The 14,600-nt window shown below is 38.6% G+C and carries 8 protein-coding genes; 6 read left to right on the forward strand and 2 right to left on the reverse strand.

Translation table 11 applies throughout. From position 1 onward, the window contains the following. The first annotated feature begins 55 nt into the window (after positions 1–55). On the forward strand, positions 56–1,255 hold the full coding sequence (locus GO621_RS10035) for an MFS transporter (protein WP_157566600.1): 1,200 nt from the start codon (positions 56–58) through the stop codon (positions 1,253–1,255). 199 nt (positions 1,256–1,454) lie between these two features. On the opposite strand, the gene GO621_RS10040 is transcribed toward GO621_RS10035, so the two are convergent. After that, a complete protein-coding gene (locus GO621_RS10040) occupies positions 1,455–4,253 on the reverse strand; it encodes a hypothetical protein (RefSeq protein WP_157566602.1) in 2,799 nt (932 codons plus the stop codon). Between the two features lie 395 nt (positions 4,254–4,648). Here GO621_RS10040 and GO621_RS10045 point away from each other — a divergent pair, with 395 nt between their 5' ends. Next, positions 4,649–6,007 (forward strand): APC family permease, encoded by a 1,359-nt coding sequence (locus GO621_RS10045; protein ID WP_157566604.1) that lies wholly within the window; start codon positions 4,649–4,651, stop codon positions 6,005–6,007. A 260-nt stretch (positions 6,008–6,267) separates the two neighbouring features. Here GO621_RS10045 and GO621_RS10050 read toward each other — a convergent pair whose 3' ends face one another. Beyond that, a complete protein-coding gene (locus tag GO621_RS10050) occupies positions 6,268–8,247 on the reverse strand; it encodes a KUP/HAK/KT family potassium transporter (RefSeq protein ID WP_157566606.1) in 1,980 nt (659 codons plus the stop codon). A gap of 482 nt (positions 8,248–8,729) precedes the next feature. Between GO621_RS10050 and GO621_RS10055 the strand changes: the two genes are divergently transcribed. The 4 genes from GO621_RS10055 to kdpB all read left to right on the forward strand — a co-directional run bounded on the left by GO621_RS10055 (position 8,730) and on the right by kdpB (position 14,574). Then, entirely contained in the window at positions 8,730–10,079 is a 1,350-nt protein-coding gene (locus GO621_RS10055; protein ID WP_157566608.1) for a sigma-54-dependent transcriptional regulator, read from the forward strand. Between the two features lie 660 nt (positions 10,080–10,739). After that, the gene (locus GO621_RS19395; RefSeq protein ID WP_157566904.1) at positions 10,740–10,817 is read left to right on the forward strand and encodes a potassium-transporting ATPase subunit F; all 78 of its coding nucleotides are present in this window, start codon (positions 10,740–10,742) and stop codon (positions 10,815–10,817) included. Between the two features lie 11 nt (positions 10,818–10,828). Beyond that, positions 10,829–12,544 (forward strand): potassium-transporting ATPase subunit KdpA, encoded by a 1,716-nt coding sequence (gene kdpA, locus GO621_RS10065; RefSeq protein ID WP_157566610.1) that lies wholly within the window; start codon positions 10,829–10,831, stop codon positions 12,542–12,544. A gap of 2 nt (positions 12,545–12,546) precedes the next feature. After that, complete coding sequence (gene kdpB, locus GO621_RS10070; RefSeq protein WP_157566612.1) at positions 12,547–14,574, forward strand: potassium-transporting ATPase subunit KdpB; 2,028 nt, start codon at positions 12,547–12,549, stop codon at positions 14,572–14,574. Positions 14,575–14,600: the final 26 nt, after the last annotated feature.

Genomic DNA, 14,600 nt, shown 5'->3' on the forward strand with positions numbered 1-14,600 from the left:
ACTGATGGTTAAAACAACAATTTATAAGGGTTAAAGCTTCTGTAAGAAAATATTTATGAACAACACCAAAGCTTCACCCCTGATAAAACTAAGCCTTATTTCACTTACTATCGGTGGCTTCAGCATCGGCATGACAGAGTTTTTAATGATGGGCGTTTTGCCCGATCTTTCCCGCTCGCTGCATGTTTCTATCCCAACTGCCGGCCATCTTATTTCCATTTATGCTTTAGGTGTTGTTATTGGTGCACCGTTAATGGTTGGTTTAACCAGTCATCTTCCGCCTAAAAAAGTATTAATCGGTTTAATGCTGATGGTTTTGGTGTTTAACGGGCTGTTTGCGTTAGCTCCAAATTACCCTTTGCTTTTAGCCGCACGTTTTTTAGCAGGATTGCCTCACGGTGCTTTTTTTGGGATTGGTGCTGTTGTTGCCAGTAAACTTGCCGATCCGGGAAGGGAAGCCAGGGCAGTTTCAGTAATGTTTGCCGGGTTAACCGTAGCCAATATTATTGGCGTTCCGCTGGGCACTTACATCGGCCACAATTTAAGCTGGCGTTTATCTTTTTTATTGATTGCAGCCGTTGCACTTGTAGCCGTGGTTGCTATTAAAATTTGGCTGCCAGCTTTAAAAGCAGCTTCAGAAGCCAGTTTTGTTAAAAGCCTTAAAATTTTTAAACAACCAGGTTTATGGATTATTATTGGCATCTCGTCTATTGGTACAGGAGGAATGTTTGCGTGGATTAGTTATATCGCACCTTTGATGACGGAAGTAGCAGGTTTTGGCAACAATACCATCACGATCATTATGGTGATTGCAGGTTTAGGCATGGCCGTAGGAAACTTTACCGGTGGCCGTTTAGCCGATCGTTTTTCGCCTTTAATTACAACTTGTGCCTTGCTCATTTGCATGATCCTGGCCTTACTTGCCACCGTTGCTTTAGTCCATTTTAAAACTACAGCTATCGGTATGACTTTTATAACAGGTGCTATCGGTTTTAGCGTAATTGCACCTATGCAAATGCTGATTATGCAGGAAGCAAAAGGTGCAGAAATGTTAGCCTCGTCGGTTTTACAGGCAAGTTCTAACATGGGCAACGCTTTAGGCGCATTTTTGGGTGGTTTGCCCATTGCCGCAGGTTTTGGCTATACTTCTCCGGAATACGTGGGCGCAGGTCTGGCTTTCTGTGGTTTTCTTTTTTGTTTGATCCTGATGCAAGTGCACAAACAACAGCAAAAAGCACAAGTTGTACTGCAGTAATTATTGCTGCTTTTCAAGTTGGATTGACGGAGGCTGATACTTCTTTTATCACCTAAAAACTTTAACTTTTTTACGCAATTGTTAAGTTAATAAACACTGATTTTTAGGTGATAAAAGAAGCATCGCTATAACAACAACAAACTCTGCATTAAAAACACATTGAATTGAAGTATTGAAAAATACTTTTTCCGGCATAGTTTCAAGGCATATTCCTGTCAGGCATAATAAGAAGTTTTTCTCTATTGAAACCAATGTTACCATTTAAGTCTGTTCCTGCTATTTGGATAGTATAAGAACCTGGTAAATCAGCCGCATAAAAGAATATTGTAGCTTTGCCATTTTTATCCGTTATAATATTAGGTTCCCAATGTATAGTTGATCGTAGGTCAGTGGCCGTTGTTATACTTTTATTGATGCTATATCTGGGCCGGTAAAATTGTTTTGGAAGGCTGAAGGGGAGAGGCCTGTAAACAGCTACATTTGGTGTTTGGTTAATAAAAGGACCATTGCCATCACGAGTGGTAATTTCTATATATGACCAACCGCCTGGAGGAGGGATTTTAAAATATGTAAAACCATATTTGCCAGTATATTTATCACTCGACATCAGTTCTACGCCTTTAATGTCAGCAGCCGTAAATGCATTAAATACACTTCTTTCAAATTCATAACGTTCGTTCAGGACTGATGTATTAGACCTTTCTGCCTGATAATAAAATTCCAGATTAACACCATCAAAAATGAATTTAACATGATCGCTATGAATCATAAACCATAAATCAAAGCTGTAGGCTGGTATCCGGGCAGTAAAGCCAGGAATTTTTTGGTAAAGCAGCTCTAACAAGCTTGTTTTTGATACTTTAATGAGGTCTTCTTCATTCAAAGTTAAATCTGCATTGCCTGGCCCATTTAAGTTGTGAGAAGTTTTTACAGTTTTTTTTGCCCTGATGGTTACTTCTTTTAAAACAATACCTGTAAGTTTTTGTTGCTGCTCATTCCTGATCCTGCTATAATCAGTATATCTAACTATAGGTTTGTCTGTATTAATATACCATGGCATAGTTAACCGGTTATTAAAGGTAAATACCGGAGGCACAAATTCATCCAATTTAATATTTGTATTACTTTTTCCATTTCTATTTTTAGACTGTATTACAAAAGCAGTAGTACTGTCTATTATTGGCAGCCTGTTAAAAATAAAATATCCTTGTTTATCCGAAATTGTATCTTGAAGCAATAATGGTTTTTTACTAAAAATCGTAATTTTTGCATCCTGCAGCCCATGATTAAACATATTGCTTACCCTGCCTTTTATTGCAAATCCGGATTCTGCAGCAAATCGAACAGGTTGTGGCTTTTTAAGCACGTCTGACCATTTATAGCTTGTCCACCCCTGGGCTAAAAGTAAGTTGTCCAACTCCTCTAAATGCTGTGTACCTTTGTTATTCAAATAATACTCTGGTTGTTCAACATCACCTTTTAAATCATCTGTTAATAGCAGGTTAGTTATGATGTTGCCACTGTTAATAGAATCAGGTTTTACCTGGCTATCGTCTGTTACAGCTAATGAGAAATTTCCTTGTATCGGTTTACCGTAGCTATCAGTAACGTTAATGGCTAAAGCAATACTATCATGGGTAAAATAACTTTTTTGGTTAGGCTTTATTGTTATATTCAATTGGTTATGATGGTCAATAAATACAGTCCGCTCACAAACAGGCTCAAAAGTATTGGCATTAAATAAAGTAATACTGGCAATGCCAGTAGGAAAACTACGGGTATTGATCTTTCCTATAAGAGAACCATTTGCAAAAGAAACCCTGCTGGCATAACATACTATTCCCTGTACATGCCCAATTAAATAGTAATCAGTATTATTACCCGCCATAATATCATCTGTGGCAGCAATAGCTATTTCTAAAGTATCAGTTAATTGAGAATTTGGCTTTATTCTCATAACTATGCCGGAAGCTTGTACCACAGGAAGCGGATACTTTTTGGTTTTACCATTGAAAAGTGTTACTACTGCTGTATATGTTTCGTTGGCAAAAGGGGTAAAATTAACTATGCCTATACCTTTAAAAGCTGCTTTAAATACTGCAACCTTCTCATTTTTACTGTTTATAACAACACCACCTACATTTATTCCGTAACCATTGCTACTAATTGCCTTAAAACCAATATGTGCCGGAATACCTGCTATCAGTTTTCCACTTTCTGGCATAAACTGCAAATCGGGATCATCACCATCTAATGTAATTGGAATAGTTAACTGATGCTGATGATGGTCATCACTGCTTTTTTGAAGCACCTCTAAAACAAATGAACTGTTAGTTGCTAAATCAGGAACATCAAAATCTATATTCAGGCTACCGTTAGCTGTAGTTTGAAGTTCGCTTTTATACCAAACTTTTTTATTCTGGCGTATTTTTAAAAGTAAATTTTGTAAGCTTACGGGTTGATGATTTAATTGTGTAAGAAGCAAAGAAAGGTTTACATGTTTGTTGTCCGGCTTGCTCACTTTAGTTGATTCTACATTTACCAGCCATGATTTTTCATCAGGATTACTGATGAAAATACTTTTTTTAAATTCAAAGTTCTCGTTAAAGTTGCGTTGCCAATTGCTATAAGCCCTGATTGTATAACTACCAGCAAATATTTCCTTATCATCGAGCGCCAAATTTCCCCAACTAATGCCTGATATAACAGGTAACTTAATCCGTTTTATTACCCTATTGCTATCATTTGATAGCTCCAGATAAATAATACCGCTTTTAGCAGAAGGAATTAATGCGCCTGCTTGTAATAGGTATGCTTTAAACCATATCGTATCTCCAAAACTATAGTAAGGTTTGTCTAATTGTACGTAAAGTTTTTCTGGCGTAATATTGTGGCCAAAGCTGTCTATTTTAGCAATAATTGTATTTATTGGCCGTGTTTGTTTCTGTGTTGATAGATGTTGAGCCTCTAAAAAGCACGGTAGCACAAGTAATGCCATTAAAAGGATTTTTAAGGTTAAAACACGCATGTTACGGATAATGCAATGAAGAATTATTTAAGGTCTGATTAAATTTTATTCAAATATTTTCTATGCTTCTTTTACCACACAAAAACCGGTAGCCTTGTTGTACTTTTTGTATCGATATAAATCTTCAAACAAAGCATTTATAGGCATAAAAGAAGCATTATAAATGTTGATGAAATAAATTTAAATAGGCTCTAATTTTTAAGTTTTTAAGATCGTTTTATTGTTAAATATATAAAAGAGGGAATAGTAAATAAAATACATTTTCCGGTTACCTGATAATTTTTATAATTTGTGCTTCGCTTAAATTTATTAAGCCTGATCAAATTCTTTCCATATAATGTACTTAGTTTCCTACACCGTTAACCATGTCTGAACCTACGCAGGAAAGACGTTTAGGCCTTGTTCATGCAACTGCAATCAACATGACCGATATGGTTGGTATCGGGCCTTTTATAACCCTTCCTATGGTAATCGGGATGATGAACGGCCCGTACTTTTTGTATGCCTGGCTTGCCGGTGCAGCTTTATCTATGGTTGATGCAATGGTATGGAGCGAGCTGGGCGCAGCATTTCCAAAAGCAGGCGGTTCTTATAATTTTTTAAAAGAAACCTATGGTAAAACAGGCTTGGGCAGATTGATGAGTTTTTTGTTTGTCTGGCAAACCATGATCCAGGCACCGCTCGTAATTGCTTCTGCTGCAATTGGTTTTGCTGCTTATTTTTCCTATTTGTTGCCATTAACGCCAATAGAATCAAAAATGATGAGCGGCGGCGTTGTAATTTGCATCGTTGCTTTACTTTACAGGAAAATTGAAGACATCGGAAAAATAAGTGTTCTGCTTTGGGCAGCCGTTATTTTAACTATGCTTTGGATTATTGGCGGAGGAATAGCACATGGCAATTTCCTGCAACCGGTAAAGCAAATTAACGACGGGATGACTATGAATTATGCTTTTGTTACCGCTATTGGTTTTGCAAGCGTAAAAAGTGTTTACAGTTACCTGGGCTATTATAACGTTTGCCATTTAGGCGGAGAAATCGTTAATCCATCAAAAAATATTCCACGCAGTATGTTTCTTTCTATTGCCGGAATTGCAGTTTTGTACCTGATGATGAATGTGAGCGTAGTAAGTGTAATACCCTGGCAACATGCTAAAAATAGCCAGTTCGTTATCAGCGAATTTATGCAGCATTTAGCTGGGCCTACCGCTGCAAAAATTGTAACCTGCCTTATTTTACTCGTTGCTTTTGCTTCGGTTTTTTCGGCTACACTGGGTTATAGCCGCATTCCGTATGCCGCCGCCGCAGACGGTGCTTTTTTTAAGGTTTTTGCAAAGTTGCATCCAACCGGTAAATTTCCTTATGTTTCGCTGTTGGTTTTAGGTGCTATTGCCTTTGTTTTTAGTCTGCTTTTTAAGCTGAGTGATGTAATCAGTGCTATTTTGGCTATGCGGATACTGATCCAGTTTATTGCACAAGCCGTTGGATTATTAATGCTGAGAAAAGTAAGGCCCCAAAAAGATTTTCCATATAAAATGCCTTTTTTCCCTATGCCGGTTTATCTCGCTATACTGCTTTGGGCATGTATTTTAATTTCTACCGGGTTTACAATGGCTGCAGGAGGTATGATCGCTATCATTAGCGGTGCTATTGTTTACTTTATTAAAGCTAAAGTGAACAGGGAATGGCCTTTTCAAACAATAGAAAAAAGCAATTCAGTCTAAGGCCATAGTTAAAAACAGAAAGGCAATGGCTTTAGTTCAGTAACTTATCAACCAGGGATTAAAAACAAGGCCTATGATACTTTTTTACGTCTGGCTATTTGTTCTTGGGGTGCAGCCACACAATTTTTTTACTGGTATTTAACTGCCTGCACCATCGGTCCTTTAACTGTTAGCATCAGTATGAGGGTACGGAACGATACTCCAAAATAGAGGTTAGTTTTTTTAAAATAAAAGTATCGCCTGTAAACCCTTCTTTTTAATCAGGAAATAACCGGATGTGGTTCTACCCGTTTTAAGGTAAAATTAGAAAACGGGTTAACAACCAAAGGTATTTTTTCTATGCGCGTTTCGCTGGTATCTAATCCGTAAGCTTGTGCATCAGACAAGGCATAATGTTTAATGGCGAAATAGCTACGTAGGATAAAACCTTCTTTCAGGCTGAACTCGTTTTCGTAGGAAAGGAATTTCTCCAACAAAACAAAGCGAAAATCAGCAGCCAGGTTATATTGGCTTAAAGATTCATACGGACTGGTAATATCGAGTTCTTTGTTGGCAACCATTTCCTGTACAACTTTCCGGAACAGGACATTAATACGTGGTTGTATACGGAAACCAAGCCTGAACTCTACCCGGATAATTTTGTCTTCTGCAAGTTCTTCAATGCTGTACTCCATTGTGTAAGGGTCATCAGCTCTTTCAATATGAATGAACCAGTAAACATCGGCCCGTTTTGGCATCCTGCTGAATATGGAATACAGTATTTTCTGTTCAATTTGTTTACTGTTGTTTGCTTTGGTAAGATAGATGAGGTGCGTTGCAAATTTCGGTATCGATTCTTCTGCACTTAATGCTTTAAACATCGGTATTTTATCTTTCAGGTCGATAAAATGCAGCAGCCTGTTATTAATTTTTCTGGCCCGGTACCAAATGTACATGGTAAAAATTAACCCGACTTCAAAAACCAAAAAGAACAAACGTTTTAATAATTTAACAGCATTGGCAACAAAAAAGGAACCTTCTACAGAAACAAAAACACAAAGAATGATAATTACTAACCATAAAGGCCAGTGTTTAACATAGCGCATAAAATAATAGATCAGGAGGGTAGTCATCAACATAGCCACTGTAATTGAAAATCCGTATGCAGCAGTCATAGCTTCAGATGTTTTGAAATAAAGGGAAACAGCAATGCACCCGAAACACAACAGCCAGTTAATACTTGGAATATAAATCTGTCCGCGGATATCGCTTGGAAATTTAATTGTAACACGCGGCCAGAAATTCATGCTTACTGCTTCGCTGATTAGGGTGAACGAACCACTAATTAAAGCCTGGCTGGCAATAATGGTGGCAAAGGTTGCCAGGATAATGCTCGGAATTAAAAAAGCATGCGGCACGATCTGAAAGAATGGATTTATATCGGTAAAAGAAGTACCGGCTGGCTGCAGCAGGACCCATGCGCCCTGACCCAAATAATTCAGCATTAAAGTAGTTTTAACAAAAATCCAGCTCACCTGGATGTTCTTCCGGCCACAATGCCCTAAATCAGAATAAAGTGCTTCGGCACCTGTTGTACATAAAAATACAGCGCCCAATAACCAAAACCCGCGCGGATGCCCGGTTAACAGGGCAAAACCATAACAGGGGTTTAGGGCTTTAAATATTGGGGGATACTGTATAATTTGTAAAGTTCCAAGCAAGCCTAACATCAAAAACCAAAGCAGCATTACTGGGCCAAAAGCAGAACCGATAACTTTTGTACCAAACTGCTGGAAAAAGAAAAGCAGCAGGATAATGCCAATCACGATGGTTAAAATCAATTCTTTTCCAGGAATAATATACGAGGCTAATGCAGGGACCAAATGCAGGCCTTCAATGGCAGAAGTAACCGAAATGGGTGGCGTAATGATGCCATCGGCCAGTAAAGTACCGGCACCGATAATGGCAGGTACAGCAAGCCATTTTCCGTATCGCCGAACAAGGGCGTACAAAGAAAAAATACCACCTTCGCCTTTATTATCAGCCTGCAACGTGATAAAAATATATTTAAAAGTAGTTTGAAGCGTTAGCGTCCAGAAAACACAGGAAATAGAACCTAATACCAGTTCCTGGTTCACTTTTCCGCCTTCAGTTAATAAGGTCTGGAAAACATATAGTGGAGAAGTACCAATATCACCGAAGATAATACCCAATGTAACCAGCACACCAGCGGCCGAAAGTTTTTTAAGATGAGAACTCATATTATGAAAAAGTGGGAGGGAACAGTTAAGCAGAAAAAAACCGGCGTTGTAAATAAAAATGGCAATACTTCTTTTACAAGCATATTTTTACTTTTCTTTCTAAAATTAAAATAGCAATTTCTGGTAAACCGGCTAAAAATATGCCTATCATGCCGGCCAGAAGTAATTTGATCCTAAGCTGCTGATAATTAGCTTACTATCTTTTATAAAGATTAGGTTAATAAAAAGAGCACACAATCATTTTGATAATATCCTATCAAAATGATTGTATTAAAATAATAAGAGTGCAAAAGCAAAAAACTACTGAAAAATTTTTCTTTGTTGGTTGAAGTTGATAACTGCTGAATTAAATACTTCTTTTACACAAGCAATTTTCTTATCCGATAAGAGGAGGTTTATCTGCAATCCGGAAAAAACCAATTTGTGGATTATAATTTGTTGATGTCTGATATTAATTTCGTTAAAAAATCCACTTCTGTCCAATGCAAAAAGGTAGGTTATTAATTATTGATGATGCAGAACGGCTACGCAAGCTGCTTTCCCGTATCTTGCAGTTAGAAGGATATGAAGTTTTTGAAGCTGCAACAGCGAAAGAAGGCTTAAAAAAATTAGAGCAGGAAACGATAGAAGTAATTGTAAGCGACGTAAAATTACCAGACAGTAACGGAATTGAACTGACCAAAAAAATAAAAGCAAGCTGGCCCGAAACAGAAGTGATTGTTTTAACTGCTTTTGGAACAATTAGCGATGGTGTAACAGCTATGAAACACGGTGCTTTTGATTATATTACCAAGGGTGATGATAATGAAAAAATCATCCCATTAATTAGCAAGGCCATGGATAAAGCGCTTTTGCAGCGGCGCGTAAACGAACTCGAAAATAAACTAAGCAGCCGTTTTGGCTTTGAGCGTATTATCGGAACGTCTGCCGCCATAACAGAAGCTGTTGATCTTGCCCGCAAAGTAGCCGCAACAGATACAACCGTATTACTGCTTGGCGAAACCGGAACAGGTAAAGAAATATTTGCAGAGGCGATACATCAAAGCAGTCGGCGCAAGGCTAAATCATTTGTAGCTGTAAACTGCAGCGCTTTTACCAAAGAGTTATTAGAAAGCGAGTTGTTTGGCTATAAAGCCGGAGCTTTTACCAATGCCTTAAAAGATAAAAAGGGGCTTTTTGAAGAAGCCAGCGGCGGAACTATTTTTTTAGATGAAATTGGCGAATTAGACCAGGACTTACAGGCAAAGTTGCTTCGTGTACTCGAATCGCAGCAGTTTATTAAAATTGGCGATACCAAACCAACATCGGTTAACGTACGCATTATTGCTGCAACAAATCGAAACCTGCTTACAGAAACGGCAAAAGGTACCTTTCGTTCAGACCTTTATTATCGTTTATCGGTATTTCAAATCACGCTGCCTCCTTTACGGGAACGGAAAAAAGACATTAAATTGCTGGCCGCCTATTTTTTACAGTATTTTGCCGGAAAGGTAAAAAAGCAATTGCCATTTTTAAGCAGGGCTTTTATTGAAAAGCTGGAAGCCTATTCCTGGCCAGGGAACATCCGGGAACTGAAAAATATTATTGAACGCACAATTATTTTATCAGGCGACAATGGTGCGGATGAAGCTTTACTGCCCGATGGTTTGCAGGAACCTGCAGTTTCACAGGTTTCAGGTACGCATTCTGTGTTTGATTTGGCTTCCGTAGAAAAACTTCATATTCAACGCATATTGAACCATACCAGAGGTAACCGGGCAGAAACAGCCCGTTTATTAAATATAGGTATAGCAACTTTATACCGTAAACTTAAAGAATACGATCTGGATTAAAAGCTTTTTAGTTACGATAAGAAACCCTAATGCTTCTTTTAGCACTATAAATTTAGTATTTATACAGTTTTTTAAAAGGTGTTTTCTGAAGTAAATGCTCCTTTTGTTTGGCCACTTTTCTAACCTTGCGGGTGAAATCCTTTTACAGAATGGGTGGTGTAGATCACCCTTCTAAGGCGTATCGCACCTGAAAAAAGTGGACAGGTTTTCCCGGTTATTGTACCGGTAAGAAATCAAAACGGGATATTTCTTTCCCCATTTCTCGTACAGGCCATCAGGTTCTCGTAACTCTGGTCCTTGGGTTTAGCCTGCAATCAGCTAAGCATCTTTCCAAAAATAGTATTTCAGCTTTGCTGTTTTTTACCTGATAAAAGAAGCATTGAAATACAGGGCCCATTTAAACAGCTTCTGTTTCATTTTAATAATAACCTATCAAACTGATAAGCATAATTTAGTTTATTACGCTTTTTTGTTTTTTTATTTCGTTCATTATTAGATCGTTATTAAAAAAAATACAGCTTGGCATTGGCTTGGTATATCTCCTCGTAAAATCATAATTTTTATGGATGTTATACTCACAATCATTTATGTACTATCCTTTATAGTCATATTCTGGCTCTTCTTTAAAGCAGTTAATTATTTCGAAAAAATCTAACCGCCATGATCGCATTATTCATTGTGGCCATAGCCGTGTTTGTTTACATGGTGTACGTGCTGCTTAAACCCGAAAATTTTTAATTTTTAAAACGATGAACACTGAAATTTCAGGTGTAATATTTACCTACCTACTCACACTTGCAATTGCCATACCGCTTGGACGATATATATCCAGAGTATTTAAAGGCGAAAAAACATGGCTTGATTTTATGGCCCCCATTGAACGTTTTATTTTTCGCTTTAGTGGCATCGATGCCAAAAAGGAAATGAACTGGAAACAGCATTTATTCGCCCTGCTTACAATCAATAGTGTATGGCTTATTTATGCTTTTATTTGTTTAATGGCGCAGGGCCACCTGCCGCTTAATCCCGATGGTAATGCAGGCCAGTCTGCAGATACAGCCTTTAATACCGCTATCAGTTTCCTTGTAAACTGTAATCTTCAGCATTATTCTGGCGAAAGCGGTGCCACTTATTTTACACAGCATTTTGTGTTTATGTTCCTGCACTTTGCATCTGCTGCTACCGGTATTGCTGCCCTGGTAGTATTGTTTAGGGCACTAAAAGATAAAGTAACCGATAAACTGGGTAACTTCTGGAATTACTTTCTAAAATCGATCACCCGTTTATTATTGCCTATCTCTTTTATAATTGCTATCATCTTTGCTTTTAACGGTATGACTACCAGCTATGCAGGTAAAACTACTTTCATTAGTATGCAGGGCGATACTGTTCACGTATCCCGCGGCCCTGTTGCTGCCCTGGTTGCCATTAAACATTTGGGTACAAATGGCGGTGGCTGGTTTGGTGCCAATTCGGCCCATCCTATAGAAAACCCTAATTACTTAACCAATACTGTTGAACTTGTTGCGCAATGCATCATCCCGATTGCGTTGGTATTTGCCCTTGGTTTTTTCCTTAATAAAAAGAAATTCTCCTATGTAATTTTTGGGGTGATGACGTTGGGCATGCTGCTCCTGGTTATCCCGACTATAAATGCAGAACTGAATGGCAACCCTGCCATAGCACGTATGGGTATTAGTCAGCCAACAGGGGCAATGGAAGGTAAGGAAGTAAGGTTCGGCCCGGTTAACTCTGCTTACTGGAGCATCATGACTACCATTATATCTACAGGTTCTGTAAATTCTATGCATGATAGCGCAATGCCAGTATCTGGCACCATGATGTTGCTTGCAATGATGGTAAATTGCTTTTATGGAGGATGCGGTGTGGGCATCCTTAACTTCTACATATTTATCATCATAGCAGTATTTATATCTGGGTTGATGGTAGGGCGAACACCAGAATTTTTTGGGCGTAAAATAGAAGCAAGGGAAATAAAGATAGCTTCATTAATAGCTTTACTACATCCTTTTATTATACTGGTTGGCCTTGCAGTATCATCCTATACATTAGTGCATGCACCAAATGCAGATTGGTCTGTAAAACCTGGCTCTTGGTTAAATAATCCTGGTAATCATGGTTTTTCCGAAATGTTGTATGAGTACACCTCATCTGCAGCAAATAACGGTTCTGGCTTTGAAGGTTTAGGTGATGGGAACATCTTCTGGAACTATACAACAGGTATCGTAATGATATTAGGCAGGTTTTTACCCATAATTGGCCCGCTGGCAATTGCTGGTTTGTTAGCGAACAAAAAATACATCCCGGAATCTGCCGGGACACTTAAAAGCGATACTTCAACCTTTGGGGTAATGATCTTCGCGGTTATTGTAATTATTGCGGCATTGTCATTCTTCCCATCACTTGCATTAGGTCCAATTGCCGAACATTTTTCTTTAAAATAAACATGAAAAACTCAAATACATTATTCCAGGGCGAACAGATGAAAGAAGCTTTGAAGCAATCTTTCATCAAACTAAACCCCCGCGCCCTATTCCGCAACCCGGTGATGTTTACCGTAGAAATCGGAACAGCAGTAATGCTTTTAGTTACCATATTTTCCTACGCCAATAAAAGTCAGGGTAGCTTTGCTTATAACTTTACCGTATTCGTTATATTATTATTAACCGTACTGTTTGCAAACTTTGCAGAAGCTATTGCCGAAGCCCGTGGTAAAGCACAAGCCGAAAGTTTGCGTAAAACCCGAGAAGAAACAACTGCACGTTTGCTGGTAAATGGCAAAGAGCAGCAAGTAATGTCGTCCCGGCTTAAAAAAGGCGATGTATTTTTTTGTGAAACAGGCGATAATATTCCTGCAGATGGTGAAATTATTGAAGGTATTGCTACAATTGATGAATCGGCCATAACCGGCGAATCAGCACCTGTAATAAGGGAATCAGGCGGTGATAAATCATCAGTTACAGGTGGTACTAAAGTTCTGTCAGACAAGATCAAAGTAATTGTGACTACCCAACCTGGCGAAAGTTTTTTAGACAAGATGATTGCTTTGGTCGAAGGTGCATCGCGCCAAAAAACACCAAACGAAATCGCCCTGACTATTCTGCTTGCAGGCTTTACAATAATATTTGTTATCGTTTGTGTTACCCTGAAACCATTTGGCGATTATTCAAATACACCAATTACCATAGCGGCATTTATATCCCTTTTTGTTTGTTTGATCCCTACAACTATTGGCGGCCTTTTATCAGCTATTGGTATTGCAGGTATGGAGAGGGCTTTACGCGCCAACGTGATCACCAAATCTGGCAAAGCCGTAGAAACAGCCGGGGATTTAGATACTTTATTGTTAGATAAAACCGGCACTATTACTATCGGTAACCGTAAAGCAACTAATTTTTATCCGGCAAACGGCGTGAATGAACAGCATTTTATTACTGCTTGTGTCTTAAGTTCGCTGGCTGATGAAACGCCCGAAGGAAAATCAATTGTTGAACTGGCCGGACAAGGTCCAAACAAACCATTATCAGTTGCGCCTAAAGATGCTGTGTTTATTAAATTCACTGCAGAAACCCGTTCCAGCGGTTTAGATACATCTGATGGTTTACGCATTCGTAAAGGCGCCTTTGATTCTATCCGTAACATTGCCATTAAATCCGGCCATACAGTCCCCTCAGAGGTTGAAGATAATGTTAAGACTATTTCATCAAACGGTGGTACACCTTTAGTTGTATCGCAAAACGAACAAGTGCTTGGTGTAATAGAACTACAGGATATTATTAAACCTGGTATTGCAGAACGTTTTGAACGCTTGCGTAAAATGGGTGTTAAAACAGTAATGGTTACTGGCGATAATCCGTTAACGGCCAAGTTTATTGCTGCAAAAGCCGGTGTAGATGATTTTATTGCAGAGGCGAAGCCCGAGGATAAAATGAACTATATTAAAAAAGAACAGCAGGCCGGTAAATTGGTAGCGATGATGGGAGATGGTACAAACGACGCCCCGGCATTAGCGCAGGCAGATGTTGGAGTAGCCATGAACAGCGGTACACAGGCAGCTAAAGAAGCAGGTAATATGGTTGATTTGGACAACGACCCAACCAAATTAATCGAGATCGTGGAGATAGGCAAGCAATTGCTGATGACCCGTGGCACACTGACCACTTTTTCCATAGCTAATGACGTGGCTAAATACTTTGCTATAGTCCCAGCTTTGTTTATGGTTTCCATACCCTCATTAAAAGCTCTAAATATCATGGGTTTATACAGCCCGCAATCAGCAATATTATCAGCAGTAATATTTAATGCAATCATTATTCCGATGCTGATACCATTGGCATTAAAGGGTGTGGAATATAAACCGATAGGAGCAAGTGCCTTATTACGCCGTAACTTACTGATTTATGGATTAGGGGGCGTGCTTATCCCATTCATCGGTATTAAATTAATTGATTTACTGATAAGCACTATCGTTTAATACACAAATTTTAAAATCAAATTCTC

It is taken from the genome of Mucilaginibacter arboris (assembly GCF_009754915.1).
GTDB lineage: Bacteria > Bacteroidota > Bacteroidia > Sphingobacteriales > Sphingobacteriaceae > Mucilaginibacter_A > Mucilaginibacter_A arboris.